The following is a 19,273-nucleotide window of genomic DNA, read 5'->3' as shown; positions in this document are numbered from 1 at the left end:
AACATGCTTCGACCGGGCGCCTGTTGCCTGGTTCAGCCGAGGCGCTTGGCCGCGATCGCGTTGCCCGCGCGGCTGGACCCTTTGCGACCCAGCTGCTGCGAGATGAACTGGCCGGCATCCACTACCTGGTCGAGGTCGATCCCGGTCTCGATGCCGAGGCCGTGCAGCAGGTACAGCACGTCTTCGGTCGCCACGTTCCCGGTCGCGCCCTTGGCGTAGGGACAGCCGCCCAGGCCCGATACCGACGAGTGGAAAATCTGCACGCCCACTTCCAGGCTGGCGTAGATGTTCGCCAGCGCCTGGCCGTAGGTGTCGTGGAAGTGGCCCGATAACTGCTGCAGCGGGAATTCGCGGCTTGCCGCCAGCATCACCTCCTGCGTCTTGCGCGCGGTCGAGACGCCGATCGTGTCGGCGATGTCGATCTCGTCGCAGCCGAGGTCGCGCATGCGGCGCACCACGTCGGCCACGGCCGTCAACGGCACTTCTCCCTGGTAGGGGCAGCCGAAGGCCGTGCTGATGCTGCCGCGCAGGCGCAGCCCATTCGCCTTGGCCGCCTTCGCCACCGGCTCGAAGCGCGCGATCGATTCCGCGATCGAGCAGTTGATGTTCTTTTGCGAGAACGCTTCCGACGCCGAACCGAAGATCACGACTTCATCGGCCTTCGCGGCCAGCGCCGCTTCGAAACCCTGCATGTTCGGCGTCAGCGCCGAATAGATGGTGCCCGGCAGGCGCGTGATCCTTGCCATCACTTCGGTACTGGTCGCCATCTGCGGCACCCATTTCGGCGACACGAACGACGCCGCTTCGACATTACTGAAGCCCGCGCGTGATAAACGGTCGACCAGCTCGATTTTGACTTCCGCGCTGATCGTTTCCTTTTCGTTCTGCAGGCCGTCGCGCGGACCGACTTCGACGATCTTGACCTTTTTCGGCAGGCTGGCTTGGCTGTTCATTTCAGTATCCCAGGTTGCGGTCGACGATGTCGTCCACCGGTTCGTTCGCCTCGAAGGCGGCGATTTTAAAGGCGATCTGGCGCACGGCCTCGGCGCGGATGGTGACTGCCGAGATGTGCGGCGTGATCGTGATGCGCGGCTCGTCCCAGAACGGGTGCGGCGCCGGCAGCGGTTCGTTGCGGAACACGTCCAGGGTGGCGCCGGCGATGTGGCCGGCGCGGATCAGGGTCAGCAAATCCGGCTCGGCCAGCTGCGCCCCGCGTGCGACGTTGATGATATACGCGCCTTGCGGCAGCGTCGCCAGGCGCCGCCGGTCGAGCAGGTTGTTCGTCTCGGGCGTCAGCGGCAGCAGCGAGACCAGCACGCGGGTGCCGCGTAAAAAATCGTCGAGCGTCTCCATGCCGGCGAAGCACGCCACGCCTTGAATATCCTTCTGCGTGCGGCTCCAGCCGCGCACCGGAAAGCCGAACCCGCGCAGGGTGTCCACCACGCGCAGGCCGAGCTTGCCGAGCCCCATGACGCCGACCGTGAAATCCTCTTTGACGTGAGGCGGCAACGGCGCCCACAGGCCGTGTCGCGCCTGCTCCTCGTATTCGTCGAAGCGGCGGAAGTAACGCAGCGTCGCATAGGATACGTATTCCGCCATCTGCACCGCCATGCCGGCGTCACCCAGCCGCACGATCGGCACACTGGGCAAGGCGTCGCCGAACTTGAGCAGTGCATCGGCCCCGGCACCCATCAGGAACACGGCCTTTACCTTGTCCAGTTGCGCCAGCAAACCGGCTGAAGGATTCCACAGCACGGCGTAGTCGCAGGCAGCCGGCAGGTCGCCCTCCTGCCAGGCGAGCGTGTCGACGCCGGGCAGGGCCCTGGCGAGATCCTCGGCCCAGGGACCGGTCTGGCCATCGCTCCGGTACAGCAGGATGCGCATTACGCCGCCTTGAAAGCCAGCAGCGGCGCGCCGTCCGCCACCTGGTCGCCGACCGCGTACAGCACGTCTTCGACCAGGCCGTCGCTCGGCGCGGCGATCGTATGCTCCATCTTCATCGCTTCCATGATGACGAGCGCTTCGCCTTTTTTCACCGACTGGCCGCCTTCCACCATCACGGCGACGACCTTGCCCGGCATCGGCGCGGTCAGGCGTCCGCCCGCGGCCTCGGCTTCGCCGGCGTGCGCCATCGGATCGTTGTACGTGAACGTGTGGTGCGCGCCATTGGTGAACACGTGGAACAAGTCGCCGTCGCGGCGCACGGTGCCGTGCATCGACTGTTCGCCCAGGCGCACCGACAGGGTCGCGCCGTCACGGCCGCTGACGTGCAGGGGCTGCTTCACGCCATCGACCTCGAGCTCCCAGCCCTGCGGGTGATACACCACGCCAACCTTGTAGGCGCCGCCTTCCAGGCTTGCTGCGTACTCGTCGCCGAACGACAGCTGGCGGCGATAGTCTCCATTCAGGCGCCAGCCTTGCGCCTGGCCCCAGGGATCGGCGGCATTCGACGACACGCCGCTCGACGCGCGCTGTTCGGATTCGATCAGGGACACCGCCGCCAGCGCCAGCGCACCGGCAGGCGCCGGGCTCAAACGCGGGAACAAGGTGTCGCCATTGCGTTCGATCAGGCCGGTATCCAGGTCGGCCGTCGAAAACGCTTGCCCTTCGACCAGGCGTTTCAAAAAGGCGATATTGGTGGCGAGACCCACGATCTGGAATTCAGCGAGCGCCTGCGACAGCCGCGCCAGCGCCTGGGTGCGATCGACACCCCAGACGATCAGCTTGGCGATCATCGGATCGTAGAACGGAGAAATCGCATCGCCTTCGCGCACGCCGGAATCGATGCGCACGGCGGCCGGCTCCACGCCGGCGACGCCGCCCAATTCAAAATTCACGGCCTGGGGCGTGTCCATGTGGCGCAGCGTGCCGATCGACGGCAGGAACCCCTTTTCGGGATTCTCAGCATAGATGCGCGCCTCGATCGCATGGCCGTGGATCGCCAGCTCGTGCTGTTTTTTCGGCAGCGCTTCGCCAAAGGCGACGCGCAGCTGCCATTCCACCAGATCCGTCCCGGTGATCATTTCGGTCACCGGATGCTCCACCTGCAGGCGCGTGTTCATCTCCATGAAGTAGAACGAACCGTCCTGGTTGGCAATGAATTCGACGGTGCCGGCGCCGACATAGCCGACGGCGCGCGCCGCGGCCACGGCCGCCTCTCCCATCGCCGCGCGGCGATCCGGCGGCATGCCAGGGGCCGGCGCTTCTTCCAGCACCTTCTGGTGGCGGCGCTGCACCGAGCAGTCGCGCTCGTGCAGGTAGACGCAGTTGCCGAGTTTGTCGGCAAACACCTGGATCTCGATATGGCGTGGACGCGTCAGATATTTTTCGACGAGGACCTTGTCGTCGCCGAAGGAGCTGATCGCTTCGCGCTTGCAGGAGCCGAGCGCGGCGACGAAATCCTCGCTGCGTTCGACCACGCGCATGCCCTTGCCGCCGCCGCCGGCGCTGGCTTTGAGCAGTACCGGATAGCCGATGCGGTCAGCCTGGGCGTTCAGGAAGGCCGGGTCCTGGTTCTCTCCGTGGTAGCCCGGCACCAGCGGCACGTTGGCTCCTTCCATCAGCTGCTTCGCGGCCGATTTCGAGCCCATCGCGCGCATCGAGGAGCCCGGCGGACCGATGAAGACCAGGCCTGCCGCTTCAACGGCTTCGGCGAACTCCGCGTTCTCGGAAAGGAAACCGTAGCCCGGGTGGATCGCCTGGGCGCCGGTCGCTTTCGCCACCTCGATGATTTTCTGGCCGCGCAAATAGCTTTCCTTGGCCGCGGCCGGCCCGATCAACACCGCCTCATCGCACACCGCAACGTGTTTCGACCCGGCGTCCGCTTCCGAATACACGGCGACGGTACGGATTCCCATGCGGCGCGCGGTGGCGGCGACACGGCAGGCGATTTCGCCACGGTTGGCGATGAGGATTTTGGTGAACATGCGTTTTGTCTCGCTTTATCTTTTTAATGTTGAATGAAGTAGACGGGCCTTAGCAGCCGCAGCTTTCCTTCGGTGCCGATTCGAGCGTCGCCGCGCGCGTCTTCAGGCCCAGTTTCGCCAGCAGCGCGCGGTCGTCGTCCGCTTCCGGATTGTCCGTGGTGAGCAGCTTGTCGCCATAGAAAATCGAGTTGGCGCCGGCCATGAAGCACATCGCCTGCACCGCCTCGCCCAGCTGGCGCCGGCCGGCCGACAGGCGCACGCGCGCTTCCGGCATGATGATGCGGGCCACTGCGATGGTGCGCACGAATTCGAGCGGATCAAGCGGATCGAGCCCGTGCAGCGGCGTGCCTTCGACCTGCACCAGGTGGTTCACCGGCACCGATTCCGGATACGGATTCAGGTTCGCCAGCTGCGCCAGCAGGCCGGCGCGCTGCTCGCGCGTCTCGCCCATGCCGACGATCCCGCCGCAGCAGACTTTCAGGCCGGCCTGGCGCACGCGGCCCAGGGTGTCGAGGCGGTCCTGGTATTCGCGGGTCGAAATCACGTTGTTATAGAAATCGGGCGCGGTGTCGATGTTGTGGTTGTAAAAATCGAGGCCGGCCTTTTTCAGCTGCTCGGCCTGTCCCTCTTCGAGCATGCCGAGGGTGGCGCAGGTTTCCATGCCCAGCGCTTTCACTTCGCGCACCATTTGCTCGACCTTTTCCATGTCGCGCTCTTTCGGGCTGCGCCAGGCGGCGCCCATGCAGAAGCGGGTAGCGCCGTTGGCTTTGGCCTGACGTGCGGCGTCGAGCACCGTGTCGATGTCGAGGATCTTTTTCGCTTCGACGCCGGTGTCGTAGCGCGCCGCCTGCGGGCAGTAGCCGCAGTCTTCCTCGCAGCCGCCGGTCTTGATCGACAGCAGGGTCGCCAGTTCGACGTCGCCGTCCGGGAAGTGGGCCCGGTGCGCTTCTTGCGCGCGGAACATCAGGTCGTTGAACGGCAGTTCGAACAGGGCCAGCACGTCGGCCAGCGGCCAGGTGGCGTCGGGCCGCTCGGAAATCGCGGCGGTCGGGCGGTGGAGGGCGACGGTTTGGGGAACATTCATGGGATTTCCTTCAGCTTGTGTGTTACAGAGCCCGCGTGGACGGCCAGCCCGGCAGTCCTGCGAGATCGATGAATCGGGCCGCGTTCGCGGCACTTGCTTGTTCGAGGCGCGGCACGATGCCGAGCAGGGGCGCCGGGATGCGCGCCGCCAAAGCCTCGATGTTTTCTTCAAAAAAGCGCATGTCCGGGTCGGCCGTATTCGCGACCCAGCCGGCCAGCACCAGGTTGCGCGCAATGATGGCCTCGACCGTCAACAGCGCGTGGCTGATGCAGCCCAGGCGCATGCCGACGACCAGGATCACCGGCAAATTCAGTTGTTCGGCCAGCTGCGCGCTGTCGAAGGTGTTTGAAAAGGGCACGCAAAAACCGCCGACGCCTTCGACCACGACCGCATCCGACGCCGCCAGGATTTCGGCATAGGCAGCGATGATCGGCACCGGCTCGATGGTCACGCCTTCCAGGCTGGCCGCGATGTGCGGGGCGCAGGGCTCGCGCAGCATGAAGGGCGTCGTGATGTTCTGCGGCAGGTGCACGTTGCCGGCGGCGGCGAGCATGTCGGCGTCTTCGTTGTGCAGTTCGCCGTCAACCAGCTCGGCGCCGGCCGCGACCGGCTTCATGCCGCAGGCACGGTGGCCGGCCTCCACCAGCTTGTGCAGGATGGCGGCAGACACCAGCGTCTTGCCGATCTCGGTGTCGGTGCCGGTGACGAAGCAGCAGAAACGGCTGGGAATGCCTTCCGCCGCCAGCGCCTCGCCCGGCGCGCTCGCCGGCTCGTCCTCGACCTCGACCTCGGGCAGCACGGGTGCAGGCGGCACGGCGATCTCGATCTCCGGTTCCTGCGGATCGTTCAGGTTGTTGATCACATGGCCTCCAGTTCATTCAATGCCGTCACCAGTTGCGCGACTTCGTCATGGGTGTGGGCCGCGGACAAGGTCACGCGCAGGCGCGCGGTCCCTTTCGGTACCGTCGGCGGGCGGATCGCAGGCACCCACAGGCCCTTCGCATACAGCGCAGCGGCCACGCGCAGCGCTTCGTCGTTGGCGCCGATGATGATCGGCTGGATCGGCGTGTTCGATGCAGGACGCTGCCAGCGTGCCAGGCGCAGGTCGGCATCGAGCTGCGCGATCAACAGCTCCAGATGGCTGCGCAGGGCCGCGCCTTCGTCGCTGGTGATGATGTCCAGGCTCGTGAGCAGGGCATGCGCCAGCGCCGGCGGCGCCGCCGTCGTATAGATGTAGGGGCGGGCGCGCTGGATCATCAGTTCGATCACGCTGGCGTGGGCCGCGATGAAGGCGCCCGCGACGCCGGCCGCTTTGCCCAGCGTGCCGACATACACGATATTTGGCGAGCGCAATCCGAAATGTTCGAGCGCGCCCCGTCCCTGGGCGCCGAGCACGCCGAAGCCATGGGCGTCGTCGACGAACAGCCAGGCGCCGTGGCGCTCGCACAAAGCCAGCAGTTCCGGCAGCGGCGCCAGGTTGCCGTCCATGCTGAAGACGGCGTCGGTGGCCACGATCTTGGTGGCGGCAGTGCTGTTTGCCAGCAGCGCCTCGAGCGCGGCAACGTCGCCATGCGGATAGACGCTGACGCCTGCCTTGGCCAGGCGCGCACCGTCGATCAGCGAGGCGTGGTTCAGCGCCTCCGAGAAAATGACGGCGTCGGCATCCAGCCCGAGCGCGGTCAGCACGGCCAGGTTGGCCATGTAGCCCGTACTCAGGTAAAGCGCACGCGCATCCTCGATATGGGGTGCGACCAGTTCGGCCAGGCGCTCTTCGAGGATGGCGTGGGCGCGGCTATGGCCGCTGATCAGGTGCGAGGCACCGCTGCCGGCGCCGTACAGCTGGGCGCCGGTGCGCAGCGCGTCGACCACGCGCGGGTGCGCGGCCAGGCCGAGGTAATCGTTGCTGCAAAAGGCCAGCATGGCGCGGCCGTCGACCACCTGTAGCGGAGAACAGCGGGTATCGACCACGCGCCGGCGGCGCAGCAGGCTTTGCGCATCGAGCGCGGCCAGCTTGCGGTTGATGTTATCGATCAGGTCCATGGTCAGGCCGCCATCACCGATTCGAACACCGATTTCACGCGCGACCCCAACAGGTCGATTTCTTCCTCGTCCAGCACATAGGGCGGCATGAGGTACACGGTGCGCCCGATCGGCCGCAGCAGCAGTTCGTTCTCGACGGCCGTGGTGAAAAAGCGCCGCGCGAAGCTCGCTGCACGCGCCGCATCCGGCTCGACGGCGTCGAACGCGAAGATCATGCCGCGCTGGCGGAAGGCCTTCGTGCGCTCATGCTCGGCCAGGGGGGCGAGCGCGATGGTCAGTTTCGTGGCCAGCTCGCGGTTGCGGTTCAGGACGTCGTCGTCGCGGAAGATCTGCAGGGTCGCCAGCGCCGCGCGGCAGGCCAGCGCATTTCCGGTGTAGGAGTGCGAATGAAGAAAACCGCGCGTGATGTCTTCGCTGTAGAAGGACTGATAAATCGCATCGGTGGTCAGCACCAGCGAGAGCGGTAAATAACCACCGCTGATCCCTTTCGACAGGCATAAAAAGTCCGGCCAGATCGCGGCCTGTTCGCAGGCGAAGAAGGTGCCGGTGCGGCCGCAGCCCACCGCGATCTCGTCGGCGATCAGGTGCACCTGGTGGCGGTCGCACAGCTCGCGCAAGAGTTCCAGGTAGAGCGGGTCATGCATCGCCATGCCGGTCGCGCACTGCACCAGCGGTTCCACGATGATTGCGGCGATTTTATTCGCACGCTCTTCGAACAGGCGCTCGACATCGGCGATCGCGCGGCGCGCCACGTCCTGTGCCGACTCGCCCTCGAGCGCATTGCGCGCGTCGGGCGAAGCGACCACGTGCGCCGCGCGCAGCAGCGGGCCGTAGGCATCCTTGAACAGCGGGACGTCGGTGACGGACAGGGCGCCGACGGTCTCGCCGTGGTAGCTGCCCTGCAGGCAGACGAATTCCTGCTTGTCGCTGAACCCCGCATTGCGCCAGGCATGAAAACTCATCTTCATCGCAATCTCGACCGCCGAGGCGCCGTCGGACGCATAGAAGGCGTGGCCGAGGGCGTGGCCGGTGAGGGCGGCCAGCTGTTCCGACAATTCGATCACCGGCTCATGCGTAAAACCGGCCAGCATCGCGTGCTCCAGCGTGTCGAGCTGGTCCTTCAAAGCCGCGTTGATGCGCGGGTTCGCATGGCCGAACAGGTTCACCCACCACGAGCTGATGGCGTCGAGATAGCGTTTATTTTCGTGGTCGTACAGCCACGGCCCCTTGGCCCGGCTCACCGCGATCAGCGGCACCTCTTCATGGTGCTGCATTTGGGTGCAGGGGTGCCACACGCTGCGCAGGCTGCGTGCGATCCAGTCGGACGATGTCTGGTGCTTCAAAATGATTCCTATTGCTTGTTCAGTTCAGCCGATCAGTTCAACCACGACGGCTTGCGCTTCTCGAGGAAGGAGGCCACGCCTTCGCGGCCCTCGTTCGATGCGCGGATGGCCGCGATGCGCCCGGCGGTGTCGAGCAGCAGCGCATCCGTCACCGGCAGGTCCACCACTTCGCGCACCAGCTTTTTCGCTTCGACGACGGCGTGCGGGCTGTTCGACACCAGGGACTTGACGATGCCGGCCACCGTCGTGTCGAGCTGTTCCGGGACCACGACTTCGTGCGCAAAACCCATGCGCAAGGCTGCCGCCGCGTCGAAACGCTCGGCGCTAATAAAGTAGCGGCGCGCGGCCTGTTCGCCCATCGCCTTGATCACATACGGCGAGATCGTCGCCGGGATCAGTCCCAGTTTTACCTCGGACAGGCAGAAGTTTACTCCTTCCGCGGCAACCACGATGTCGCAGGCCGCGACCAGGCCCATGCCGCCGGCATAGCAGTCGCCCTGCACCTTGGCCAGCGTCGGCTTCGGGCACAAATAAATCGTGCGCAGCATGTCGGCCAGGCGGGACGCATCGGCCAGGTTCTCGTCATGCGAGTAGCCGGCCATCTTCTTCATCCAATTTAAATCCGCGCCGGCGCAGAAGGCCGGGCCGTTCGCGGCCAGCACGATCGCGCGCACCAGCTCATTGCGGCCGAGTTCATCGAAAACCAGGGCCAGCTCGGCGATCGCCTGTTCGTTGAACGCGTTGCGCAGTTCCGGGCGGTTCAGGGTGACGGTGGCGACCTTGTCGGCGATCGCGATGGTGAGGGTGTCGTAGTTCATCTCGATTCCTTACATCCGGAAGACGCCGAACTTCGTCTCTTCGATCGGCGCGTTCAGCGCGGCCGAGAGGCCCAGGCCCAGCACCATCCGCGTGTCGGCCGGATCGATGACGCCGTCATCCCACAGGCGCGCCGAGGCGTAGTAGGGGTGGCCCTGGTGCTCGTATTGGTCCTTAATCGGCTGCTTGAAGGCGGCTTCTTCCTCGGCACTCCACTGGCCGCCCTTGCCCTCGATGCCGTCGCGTTTCACGGTGGCGAGGACGGACGCCGCCTGGTCGCCGCCCATCACGGAGATACGCGCGTTCGGCCACATCCACAGGAAGCGCGGAGAAAACGCGCGGCCGCACATGCCGTAGTTACCGGCGCCAAACGAGCCGCCGATGATGACGGTGAATTTCGGCACCGAGGCCGTGGCGACAGCGGTCACCATCTTGGCGCCGTTGCGGGCGATGCCCTCGTTCTCGTATTTTCTGCCCACCATGAAGCCGGTGATGTTCTGCAGGAAGACCAATGGGATCTTGCGCTGGCAGCACAGTTCGATGAAGTGCGTGCCTTTTAATGCCGACTCCGAGAACAGGATGCCGTTATTCGCGATGATGCCGACCTTGACGCCGTAGATGTGGGCGAAGCCGCAGACGAGGGTGGTGCCGTAGCGCGCTTTGAATTCGTCGAATTCGCTCCCGTCGACCACGCGCGCGATCACTTCGCGCACGTCGAAAGGTTTTCTCGTATCGACCGGAATCACGCCGTACAGCTCCTGCGGCGCATAGTTCGGCTCGACCGATTCGCGGGTCGCGCCCTGCACCGGTTTGACGCGGTTCAGGTTCGAGACGATGGTGCGCGCCAGCGACAGCGCATGCAGATCGTTCTGGGCCAGGTGGTCGACCACGCCCGATAAACGGGTATGAACGTCGCCGCCGCCCAGGTCCTCGGCCGTGACGACTTCGCCGGTTGCCGCTTTTACTAATGGCGGGCCGCCCAGGAAGATCGTGCCTTGCTCCTTGACGATGATCGATTCGTCGCTCATGGCCGGCACGTAGGCGCCGCCGGCGGTGCAGGAACCCATGACGACGGCGATCTGCGGGATGCCCTGGCTTGATAAATTCGCCTGGTTATAAAAGATGCGGCCGAAATGGTCGCGGTCCGGGAACACGTCGTCCTGGTTCGGCAAATTCGCGCCGCCCGAGTCGACCAGGTAGATGCATGGCAGTTTATTTTGCTCGGCGATTTCCTGGGCGCGCAGGTGTTTTTTCACCGTCATCGGGTAATAGGTGCCGCCTTTCACCGTGGCGTCGTTACACACGATCACGCATTCCTGGCCGGCGACGCGGCCGATGCCGGTGATGATGCCTGCCGCCGGAGCCGCGTTTTCGTACATGTCGTAGGCGGCGAGTTGCGAAAACTCGAGGAAGGGCGTACCCGGGTCAAGCAGCATCTGCACGCGGTCGCGCGGCAGCAATTTTCCACGCGCCACATGTTTACTACGCGCCGCTTCGCCGCCGCCTTCGGCGATCGCGGCCACCTTGGCGCGCAAATCGTCGACGATGGTCTGCATGGCCGCGGCGTTGGCCTTGAAGTCTTCACTGCGCGGGTTGAGTTTGCTCTCGATGTGGGGCATGCCGTCCTCGTTTTTATAACCTGTTACTCGGGAAATGTGCCGTCCAGATAGAACCAGCGAACCTGGCCGCCGATCTCCGGGTCGGGCTCGCGTATAAAACGGCTGGTCTCGTGCAAGCGGTGCGCGCGGCCACCGACCTTGAAGCGGGCGACGAATTCGACCGTATTCCGATCGCTGTCTCGATCGCTATCTGGATGATGGGCCAATTCTGCTTTACGTTGACGTAAACGTAAAGCAGATTTTATCTCCAGGCCGAGCCAGCGTAGTTTTTCGTCGGGGTCGACGATGGCGTCGCGCGGCCGGGTGCTCGGATGCCAGGTCGCGCGCAGATAGGCCTCATCGCGTTGGGTATAGGCCGTATAGCGCGAGCGCATAAGGGCTTCGGCGGTCGGGGGCAGGGCCGCGCCGGCGATGTAGGGGCCGCAGCAAGTGGCGTACGAGGCGCCGCCGCAGGGACAGGCGCCTGAAGAGATGGTCGGTGTGGGCATCCCGCGATTATCCGCGATTTTGGCGGGGGCCGACGCCGCCGGCAACCCGGGCTGCTTAAATTGTAGTCAGCGACACCGTAAACACGCTGCCCTGACCCGGACCGCTGCTGTCCGCCGTCACCGTGCCGCCGTGCAAGTTCACCACGTTTTTCACCAGCGCCAGGCCGATCCCGAGTCCGCCCTGCGAGCGGTCCGGCGTGCGTTCGGCCTGGGTGAACAGGTCGAACACCTGCGGCAGCAAGTTCGTGTCGATGCCGATCCCGTTGTCCTGCACGCGGATGTGGACGGTCGACCCTGCGCGCTCCACCGCCAGCAGGATGTGCCCGCCGCGCGGCGTGTATTTCGCCGCGTTGTTCAACAAATTGGCGACGACCTGCACCAGCCGGTTCGGGTCGCCCATGACTTTGGCGCCGATTGGGTCCTGTTCGATGCGTAAGCTGTGCTCGCGCGCTTCGATCAGCGGCCGCGACTGCTCGACGGCGCTGCGGATGGTGGCGGCAATATCGACCACGACGTGTTCCAGCTGGATCAGGCCGCGGGTGACGCGCGAGATGTCGAGCAGGTCGTCGACCAGCGAAGTCATGTGTTTGACTTGCCTGCTGATGACTTCACTCGAGCGGCGCACCCGCTCTTCGCTGGCAATCCCGATCTTCAACAGCTCGGCCGCGGAGGCGATCGGCGCCAGCGGATTGCGCAGCTCGTGCGCCAGCATGGCCAGGAATTCGTCTTTCCTGCGGTCCTGCTCCTTCAGCGAGCTGTACAGACGGGCGTTTTCGAAACCGTTCGCCGCGACCGAAGCCAGTTGCACCAGGATGGCTTCGTCCTGCTCCGTGAAATCGCCCTGAAGCTTGTCCGAGGCCTGGATCAGGCCGATATTCTGGCCTTTGCGGTCGACCAGCGGTACCGCCAGCCAGCCGCGCATGGTCGGGTGGCGCGCCGCATGTTCACCGAACCCTTTATAGGCTGGATGGGCTTCCAGCTCCTGCTGGGTCAGGCGCATGACCCGGTTGGTACGGCAGACCTCGGCATAGATACCGTGTCCGTTCGGTTTGACGTCGAAGCTGCGGTAGCGGGCGTATTTGTCGGACATCGACACCGCATTGATTTCCTGGTCGCCGGCCACGTTGAGGGACACGACCGCCTGGTGCACTTCCAGGATGGCACGCACTTCCTCGACCAGGCCCGCGGCAATGTCCTGGCTCGACAGGGCGCTGCCGAGCGTGCGCGAGGCCTGCGCCACCTTGACCAGCAGGGCCGAATGGCGCTGCTCGCGGCCGAGGCGTTCGGCCAGTTCGGCCTGCGCGCTCACCATGTCGTCGATATCCTTGGTGGCACCGATCCATTCGCGCACCGCGCCATCGGCATCCGCGATCGGCACGCCTTTCACGGCCATCCAGCGATAGGAACCGTCGAGCTGGCGCAGGCGGTATTCGGTTTCGTAGACGGTGCCGGTCGCGGCGCAGTCGAGCCAGGTGCGGCGGGCCCGTTCGCGGTCGTCCGGATGCACGGCGTCGAGCCAGCCGTACTCTTTCCACTCGTCATAGCTCTGGCCGGTGACGGCGCGCCAGCTTGGCGAGTCCTCGAGCACGCGGCCGTCCGGCGTCGTGCTCCACACGGTCTGGGAAGTTGCCATCACCAGCGAGCGGAAACGCTGTTCGCGCTCGCGCAGCGCCTGTTCGGCGGCGATGCGCTCGGTAATGTCCTCATGCATCAGCATGACTTCGAGGACGCGCCCCGTGTGATCCTTGATCGGATGCGCGCGCGCCGTCACCCAGCGCGCCCGCCCGCTGCCGCCCAGGGCCACGACATCGTAGTAAATCGCCGGAATCTCGACCGATTCCCCGTTCAGGGCGCGTTGCAAATAGCTGACGATGCCGGTCGCGATCAGTTGCGGATCGGTCAGCAGCCTGTACTCGCCGAGGATGAAGGCGTACAGGGATGTGCCTTCATGGATCTGCCACAGCGCTTCCCAGGCCTTGTTGACGCGCAGGGTACGGCCGTCCGGGGCCACGATCTGGATGCTGGTCGGCGCCTGCTCGAACAGTTCCCGGAACCGCGTTTCGGAGCTGGCATGGGGTTCTGGCGTGGAAGGGGCGGTGGCGGGATCGGGCAGCATGGTGTCGAGGAGCGGAGGGGGCCGACCAGCTTGGCCGCGTGCGCGGCATGATGTCATAGTTTCAGCGTATTTGCTCAACTATCATCATGCCTTGGAACACCGCTGTGTTCAAGTCGCCTGGAATTCTTCGGTCGCCACGAACAGATCCCAGCAGGCGAGGAACAGGGCGGCCACGACCGGACCGATCACGAAACCGTTCAGGCCAAACAAGGCCATGCCGCCGATGGTCGAGAGCAGCACCAGGTAGTCCGGCATTTTCGTGTCCTTGCCGACCAGTACCGGGCGCAGCAGGTTGTCGACCAGGCCGATCACCAGCACGCCGAAGGCGATCAGGACCACGCCCTGCCAGATGGCGCCCGTGACGAGGAAATAGACCGCCACCGGCGCCCAGACGACGGCCGCGCCGATGGCCGGCAGCAGCGACAGGAAGGCCATCACCACTGCCCACAGCAGCGGCGCCTGCACGCCGAGGAACCAGAAGATCAGGCCGCCCAGGGCGCCCTGCGCCGCCGCGACCAGCACATTGCCCTTGACGGTGGCCCGGATCACGGTCGTGAAATTGGTAAACAGGCGCTGCTTGTACTTGAGGCTGAGCGGAATGGCGCTGCGGACACGGCTCGCCAGCGCCTGGCCGTCGCGCAGCAGGAAGAACAGCAAATACAGCATCACGAACATGCCGACCAGGAAATCGAAGGTTTTGCTGCCGATTGCGAGGGCCTGGCGCGCCACCGTCTGGCTCACTTGCGCCGCGCCCTCCGCCAGCTTCTGCTGCAGCGAGGCCAGGTCGGTCAGGTCGAAACGCGCGAGCAGGTTGACGACCCACTGCGGCAGCGCATGCAGCACGCGCTGGAAATAGGCGCCGACATTGATCTGCCCTGAATTGACCATCTCGTAGATACCGGCCGCCTGCTTTACCAATGAAGCGGAAATCAGGGACACCGGCAGGATGACCATCACGACGATCAACAGCAGCGTAAGCAGGGCGGCCAGGTTCGGCTTCTGCTTCGTCTGGCGCAGCAGGCGCCGGTACAGCGGGGCGAACAGGATGGCCAGCACCACGCCCCAGAAGATGGCGCCCGAATACGGCAGCAGGATGTAGACGAAGGCGACGGTGACGAGCGCCAGGAGCAGCAGGAAGAATTTTTGTTGCAGGGTGTACTGAGTCATGGTGCCAATGCTCTTTTTATAATGTTGGCCTCATGATAGAGCATTCGGGGCAAGACACGCCGCCGGGCAAAACGCCGGGCAAGAAAAAACCCTCGGTGGATGGTTTGTGATTGTTAATGCCGCAATGCCAGCATGTCCAATGCAAACGGCGGCGCCTTGCCCGTCATCAGGTCGGCCAGGATACGCGCGGTGCCGGCGGCAAAGGTAAAACCGAGCGGTCCGTGGCCGACGTTCAGCCACAGGTTCGAGAGGGCCGTGGCACCGATGATCGGGGCGCTGTTCGGGGTCGCCGGGCGCAGGCCGGCCCAGGCCGAGATGCGGTCGTAGTCGGCCGCGTGCGGCATGGTTTCCTTCACTTGCCGGCTCAGGCTGCCGATGCGCTTCGGATTCAGGGTGACATCTTCGCCGACCATATCGACCATCGCCGCCACGCGCAGCCGGTCGCCGATGCGCGCATACAGCACCTTGCGCTCGAAATCGGTGACGCTGATTTCGGGCGCGATGTCTCCCGGGCGGATCGGCGCGGTCAGGCTGTAGCCTTTCAATGGATACAGCGGCAGCTTGATGCCGGCGTGGGCGGCCAGGTTGCGGCTTTCGATGCCGGCCGCCAGCACGAAGGCGTCGCCGCCGATGGCGCCGACATTCGTGTCGAGGCCGACGACCCGTCCGCCAGTGCCGGCAATCCGCGTCACCTCGGCCTGGACAAACCGGTTGAAGCGCGGGTGGGCGCGCACGCGTTCGGCCAGCTTCACGCAGAAGGCGTGGCAGTCGGCGACCGCTTCGCCGCCGTTATAGATGCCGCCGGCCAGCAGCGAGCGCGCCGCGGCCAGGGCCGGTTCGCGCTGCGCGCATTCGGCGCCGCTCCAGATTTCTCCGGCGGTCGCCTTGCCGGCCGCCTGTTCGAACACCTTGGAGGAACGGTACACCACCAGCTTGCCGGCGTCGCGCCAGGAGAAGTCATCGGGGGAGACGATGGCGTCGAGCTGCTTCATGCCGGCGCGCGAGAGTTCACCGAGTTCCAGCAGTTTGGCCGTGGTGCGCCGGTTTGCGGCAGCCGTGCACTGGCCGAGGAAACTGGCGAGCCAGGTCCACTGCCGCAAGTCGAATTCGGGCTTGAAGCGCAGCGGACCGTGTTCCTGGAACAGCCATTCGATGGCTTTCAAAGGCACGCCGGCATCGGCCAGCGGAGAGACGTACCGGTAGCTCAACTGGCCGCCATTGGCCTTGCTGGCCCCGGTCGCGACCTCGGGGGCGCGTTCGACGACGGTCACGCGAAAGCCCGCCTCGAGCAGCCACCAGGCCGAGGTCAGCCCGACGACTCCGCCACCGATGACGATCACTTCCTGCGCCCCTTGCTGCATCCCGATACACCGTTATTTTGCTGACATAAGGGAGGAGCTTAGGGGCTGGACGCGCGCAGGGCCAATGAAAGTGGAACGTCGGGCCATAACCGGCGGTCATGCGAACCTGACACTAGCCGGCGATGGCGTGGCGGAAGGTACTCGTCAATATGCGTTCCTCGAAGCGGGCCAGCGCCGAATAATCGCCTGGTTGCAGGCCGGGGTCCGACGAGGTGCCGCCGACCAGGACGATCATGCCGTTTCTCCGTGCCGGATCGAAGGCGAATACCGAGCGCAAGCCATAGGCGTCGCCCAGGTGGCCGACGGCGTCGAAGCCGCCTTCGACCAGTCTGCGTCCCGGCTGGTCCGGGAACTGGGCGTTGCCGAGACCCCAGCAATTGAACAGGCCGTTCAGGGTGTCGCCATTGCTGCCCTTGCCGTCGGCCGTCCACTGGCGCGTGAACATGGCCTGCAGCGTCGCTTTCCGCAGGATGCGCCGGCCCGCGTGCACGCCGCCGTTCATCAGCATCAGCATCACGGTCCCCATGTCGCGCGCCGAGATGCGCAGGCCGCCCGTCGGGCTGAAGGGCGTCGCGTTTTCTCCGATGACGTAACGCTCGATGCCGGGCGGCGGCGCCGGCGCACGCGCGTGGTAATCGTCGGCCTGGGCAATCCACGGGCCGTTCGCGTCCCAGATTTCCGGGTCAAGCGTGCGCTTGCGGTACAGGGTGGCGAGATTGGCCAGTGCCGGCGGCGGCAGCTCGGCGGGGTTGTAGCCGGCTTGCAGTCCGAGCGGCTGTAGGAGCAGTCTCTGCATCAGCCGGTCGAAGCGCTCGCCCGTAATGCCTTCCATCAGGGTGCCGATCAGGCCCCAGCCGAGGTTGCAATACGTAAAATACTCGCCGGGGCCGGCATTGCTTGCCCACATCTTGCCTTCACCGTGCAGGGATGCCCCGGGCTTCACGAACTCCCTCAAAGCGCTGCCCGCGGGGAAGGAATAGCCGGCGTCGTCGCGCAGCGAGGAGCGGTGGGTCAGCAGGTGGCGCAGGGTGATGGCTTGCTGCGGAAAATGCGGATTGCGCAGAGTAAAACCGAGGTAATGGGAGACGTCGGCGTCGAGCTCGACGTTATTTTGTTCGACCAGGCGCATCAAGCCGAGGGTCGTCATCATCTTCGAGATCGAGGCGATCCGGTACAGGGTGTCCCGGTTCGCCGGCAGGTCGGGCATCTCTCCATTGCCGATCCTGCGACGGCCGAACTGCCCCTCATACGCCAGTTTGCCGTGGCGGATCGCCAGCACCGACAGGCTGGCCAGCTCGCAGGCGGGGTCGCGCACGATGGCCCTGAGCTCGTCGTCGAGCGTGTGCGCGGAAGTCCGTCCGCCCTTCACGGGAACGGCCGCCAGCAGGGGCTCGCATGCGCCGAGCAGGGCCAGTCCAAGTACGGTGCGCCGGTGTTCATTCATGCTGTCTCCTTTTGTCAGGCCGCCACATCATAATGCATGCGCTTCGAACAATTTTCAGTCTGGATGCCGATGCTGCCCTTACACTAAGGGGGATCCTTACCCTTTACTACACATGAACCAGGCCATCATCGATTTCAAAATCGATCTCAACGACAACTCGCCGCTCTACATGCAGCTTGCCCGCAAGCTGACCCGGGACGTGCGCGAGGGCCGCTACCAGGCCGACCAGGCGCTGCCCTCGGAACGCACCCTGTCCGAGCAGCAGGGCGTCTCGCGCGTCACGGCGCGCAAGGCAATCGATCAATTGGTCGAGCAGGGCCTGGTGGTGCGCCGCCGCGGGTCCGGCAACTATATTGCGCCGCGCATCGAGCAGCCGCTGTCGAACCTGTCGAGCTTTTCCGAGCAGCTGCAGCAGCGCGGCTACACGCCGAATTCGCGCTGGTTACGCAGGGAAGTCGTGGCCGCCGATGCCGACGAGCAGCTGGCGCTGGGACTGTCGCCCGGCGCCCGGGTAGCGCGCCTGGAGCGCTTGCGTTTGGCCGACGAAGTGGTGATGGCCTATGAAACGAGCGTGATCCCGGCCCAGGTCCTGCCCGATCCGCAGGCGGTAGAGTACTCGCTCTACGCCCACCTCGAGCGCAGCGGGCAGATGCCGGTGCGCGCGCTGCAGCACATCCGCGCCATGAACGCGCCCGCCGAACTGGCGCATCAACTGGACGTGCCGGAAGGGCAGGCGGTGCTGTTCATTACCCGGGTCGGCTACCTGGAGTCGGGTGTCGCCGTGGAACTGACGCATTCGTATTGCCGCAGCGATTATTACGATTTCGTGGCCGAACTGCGCCGTGCCCCTGCGTAAATATTACGCATAACTTTTCGGCATGGCGACGGCCCTGACTTTCATGGGAAGTCTTGCCCAATTGGTATTACACTGGTTTTATCGAAAATCTGCCAGAACCGAGTCGCCATGCTGAAAACCGAAACCCCGGCCCAGGACCACGCCCTGCTCGACCAGTACCCGACCGCGGAACTGGTCAACGTGCTGGTGGATGACCAGATCAATGCGGTCAATGCCGTGCGCGCTGCCGCGCCGCGCATCGCCGCCGCGGTGGCCGCCGCCGTGCCGCGGATGGAAGCGGGCGGACGCCTGATTTATGTCGGCGCCGGCACCTCGGGCCGCCTGGGCCTGCTCGACAGCGTCGAACTGTATCCCACGTTTTCCTGGCCGCATGGCCGTGCCGTGGCCCTGCTGGCCGGCGGCAGCGATGCCATGTTCGTCGCCGTCGAAGGCGCGGAAGACAATGTCGACCAAGGCGCGGCCGACCTGCGTGCCGTGGACGTATCGAAGAATGACGTTGTCCTGCTGATCGCCGCTTCCGGCGGCACGCCGTATGTGCTGGGCGCGCTGCGCGCGGCGCGTGCCGTCGGCGCGCTGACGATCGGCTTTGCGAATAACGTCGACGCCCCGATCGCCAACGAGGCCGACGTCGGCGTCACCCTCGACACCGGCGCCGAGGTGATTTCCGGCAGCACCCGTTTGAAAGCCGGCACCTCGCAAAAAATTGCCTTGAACACTTTTTCGAGCGCCTTGATGGTGCGTTTGAACAAGGTTCATGGCAACCTGATGGTAGACTTGAAGGCGACCAACGCCAAGCTGGTACGGCGCGCGATTCGCCTGACGGCATTTGCCACCGGCGTCGACGAAGACGCGGCGCGCGCGGTGCTGGAGCAGTGCGATTTCCACGTCAAGACCGCGATCGTGGCCTTGTCCAAACAAACCAATGTCGAGCAAGCACGGGTCTTGCTGGAGAATGCACGCGGAAGCGTGCGCCAGGCACTGGCCCAGTGACCGTGACGCGGTAGGGCCGGCCG

The 19,273-nt window shown here is 65.1% G+C and carries 16 protein-coding genes; 2 read left to right on the top strand and 14 right to left on the bottom strand.

What is annotated here, in order from left to right:
- Positions 1 to 32 precede the first annotated feature (32 nt).
- From LPB04_RS05615 to LPB04_RS05550, 14 genes are all read right to left on the bottom strand, one after another.
- A complete protein-coding gene (locus LPB04_RS05615) occupies positions 33 to 953 on the bottom strand; it encodes a hydroxymethylglutaryl-CoA lyase (RefSeq protein WP_193687751.1) in 921 nt (306 codons plus the stop codon).
- 1 nt (position 954) lies between these two features.
- Positions 955 to 1,884 carry a 2-hydroxyacid dehydrogenase gene (locus LPB04_RS05610; RefSeq protein WP_193687750.1) on the bottom strand — a complete coding sequence of 310 codons (930 nt, stop codon included), beginning with the start codon at positions 1,882 to 1,884 and terminating at the stop codon, positions 955 to 957.
- Entirely contained in the window at positions 1,884 to 3,926 is a 2,043-nt protein-coding gene (locus tag LPB04_RS05605) for an acetyl-CoA carboxylase biotin carboxylase subunit (RefSeq protein ID WP_193687749.1), read from the bottom strand. The genes LPB04_RS05610 and LPB04_RS05605 overlap by 1 nt, the downstream gene beginning before the upstream one ends.
- 49 nt (positions 3,927 to 3,975) lie before the next feature.
- Positions 3,976 to 5,010 carry a biotin synthase BioB gene (gene bioB, locus LPB04_RS05600; RefSeq protein ID WP_193687748.1) on the bottom strand — a complete coding sequence of 345 codons (1,035 nt, stop codon included), beginning with the start codon at positions 5,008 to 5,010 and terminating at the stop codon, positions 3,976 to 3,978.
- Positions 5,011 to 5,032: 22 nt separating this feature from the next.
- Complete coding sequence (bioD, locus tag LPB04_RS05595) at positions 5,033 to 5,869, bottom strand: dethiobiotin synthase (RefSeq protein ID WP_193688865.1); 837 nt, start codon at positions 5,867 to 5,869, stop codon at positions 5,033 to 5,035.
- Positions 5,869 to 7,050 (bottom strand): 8-amino-7-oxononanoate synthase, encoded by a 1,182-nt coding sequence (gene bioF / locus LPB04_RS05590; protein ID WP_193687747.1) that lies wholly within the window; start codon positions 7,048 to 7,050, stop codon positions 5,869 to 5,871. The genes bioD and bioF overlap by 1 nt, the downstream gene beginning before the upstream one ends.
- A gap of 2 nt (positions 7,051 to 7,052) precedes the next feature.
- On the bottom strand, positions 7,053 to 8,393 hold the full coding sequence (gene bioA, locus LPB04_RS05585; RefSeq protein ID WP_193687746.1) for an adenosylmethionine--8-amino-7-oxononanoate transaminase: 1,341 nt from the start codon (positions 8,391 to 8,393) through the stop codon (positions 7,053 to 7,055).
- 32 nt (positions 8,394 to 8,425) lie between these two features.
- Positions 8,426 to 9,211 (bottom strand): enoyl-CoA hydratase/isomerase family protein, encoded by a 786-nt coding sequence (locus LPB04_RS05580; protein ID WP_193687745.1) that lies wholly within the window; start codon positions 9,209 to 9,211, stop codon positions 8,426 to 8,428.
- A gap of 9 nt (positions 9,212 to 9,220) precedes the next feature.
- On the bottom strand, positions 9,221 to 10,828 hold the full coding sequence (locus LPB04_RS05575; RefSeq protein WP_193687744.1) for a carboxyl transferase domain-containing protein: 1,608 nt from the start codon (positions 10,826 to 10,828) through the stop codon (positions 9,221 to 9,223).
- 23 nt (positions 10,829 to 10,851) lie between these two features.
- Positions 10,852 to 11,316: a YchJ family protein gene (locus LPB04_RS05570; RefSeq protein WP_193687743.1), complete on the bottom strand. Its 465-nt coding sequence runs from the start codon at positions 11,314 to 11,316 to the stop codon at positions 10,852 to 10,854.
- Positions 11,317 to 11,371: 55 nt separating this feature from the next.
- Positions 11,372 to 13,432 (bottom strand): PAS domain-containing sensor histidine kinase, encoded by a 2,061-nt coding sequence (locus LPB04_RS05565; RefSeq protein ID WP_193687742.1) that lies wholly within the window; start codon positions 13,430 to 13,432, stop codon positions 11,372 to 11,374.
- A 108-nt stretch (positions 13,433 to 13,540) separates the two neighbouring features.
- Positions 13,541 to 14,599: an AI-2E family transporter gene (locus LPB04_RS05560; RefSeq protein ID WP_193687741.1), complete on the bottom strand. Its 1,059-nt coding sequence runs from the start codon at positions 14,597 to 14,599 to the stop codon at positions 13,541 to 13,543.
- 113 nt (positions 14,600 to 14,712) lie between these two features.
- Complete coding sequence (locus LPB04_RS05555; protein ID WP_193687740.1) at positions 14,713 to 15,960, bottom strand: D-amino acid dehydrogenase; 1,248 nt, start codon at positions 15,958 to 15,960, stop codon at positions 14,713 to 14,715.
- A gap of 112 nt (positions 15,961 to 16,072) precedes the next feature.
- Positions 16,073 to 17,404: a serine hydrolase domain-containing protein gene (locus LPB04_RS05550; RefSeq protein ID WP_193687739.1), complete on the bottom strand. Its 1,332-nt coding sequence runs from the start codon at positions 17,402 to 17,404 to the stop codon at positions 16,073 to 16,075.
- A 112-nt stretch (positions 17,405 to 17,516) separates the two neighbouring features.
- Between LPB04_RS05550 and LPB04_RS05545 the strand changes: the two genes are divergently transcribed.
- Entirely contained in the window at positions 17,517 to 18,260 is a 744-nt protein-coding gene (locus tag LPB04_RS05545) for a GntR family transcriptional regulator (RefSeq protein WP_193687738.1), read from the top strand.
- Positions 18,261 to 18,347: 87 nt separating this feature from the next.
- Positions 18,348 to 19,250 carry an N-acetylmuramic acid 6-phosphate etherase gene (gene murQ / locus LPB04_RS05540; protein WP_267878274.1) on the top strand — a complete coding sequence of 301 codons (903 nt, stop codon included), beginning with the start codon at positions 18,348 to 18,350 and terminating at the stop codon, positions 19,248 to 19,250.
- Positions 19,251 to 19,273: the final 23 nt, after the last annotated feature.

The organism is Massilia litorea, assembly GCF_015101885.1.
Lineage (GTDB): Bacteria > Pseudomonadota > Gammaproteobacteria > Burkholderiales > Burkholderiaceae_D > Telluria > Telluria litorea.
The sequence above is the reverse complement of the archived record's forward strand: the minus strand, read 5'-3'. Positions and strand labels throughout refer to the sequence as shown.

Excerpts from the sequence above, each read along its gene's own strand:
- LPB04_RS05615 (WP_193687751.1), bottom strand. The coding sequence starts at position 953 with ATGAACAGCCAAGCCAGCCTGCCGAAAAAGGTCAAGATCGTCGAAGTC.
- LPB04_RS05610 (WP_193687750.1), bottom strand. The coding sequence starts at position 1,884 with ATGCGCATCCTGCTGTACCGGAGCGATGGCCAGACCGGTCCCTGGGCC.
- LPB04_RS05605 (WP_193687749.1), bottom strand. The coding sequence starts at position 3,926 with ATGTTCACCAAAATCCTCATCGCCAACCGTGGCGAAATCGCCTGCCGT.
- bioB (WP_193687748.1), bottom strand. The coding sequence starts at position 5,010 with ATGAATGTTCCCCAAACCGTCGCCCTCCACCGCCCGACCGCCGCGATT.
- bioF (WP_193687747.1), bottom strand. The coding sequence starts at position 7,050 with ATGGACCTGATCGATAACATCAACCGCAAGCTGGCCGCGCTCGATGCG.
- LPB04_RS05580 (WP_193687745.1), bottom strand. The coding sequence starts at position 9,211 with ATGAACTACGACACCCTCACCATCGCGATCGCCGACAAGGTCGCCACC.
- LPB04_RS05575 (WP_193687744.1), bottom strand. The coding sequence starts at position 10,828 with ATGCCCCACATCGAGAGCAAACTCAACCCGCGCAGTGAAGACTTCAAG.
- LPB04_RS05570 (WP_193687743.1), bottom strand. The coding sequence starts at position 11,316 with ATGCCCACACCGACCATCTCTTCAGGCGCCTGTCCCTGCGGCGGCGCC.
- LPB04_RS05565 (WP_193687742.1), bottom strand. The coding sequence starts at position 13,432 with ATGCTGCCCGATCCCGCCACCGCCCCTTCCACGCCAGAACCCCATGCC.
- LPB04_RS05560 (WP_193687741.1), bottom strand. The coding sequence starts at position 14,599 with ATGACTCAGTACACCCTGCAACAAAAATTCTTCCTGCTGCTCCTGGCG.
- LPB04_RS05555 (WP_193687740.1), bottom strand. The coding sequence starts at position 15,960 with ATGCAGCAAGGGGCGCAGGAAGTGATCGTCATCGGTGGCGGAGTCGTC.
- LPB04_RS05550 (WP_193687739.1), bottom strand. The coding sequence starts at position 17,404 with ATGAATGAACACCGGCGCACCGTACTTGGACTGGCCCTGCTCGGCGCA.
- LPB04_RS05545 (WP_193687738.1), top strand. The coding sequence starts at position 17,517 with ATGAACCAGGCCATCATCGATTTCAAAATCGATCTCAACGACAACTCG.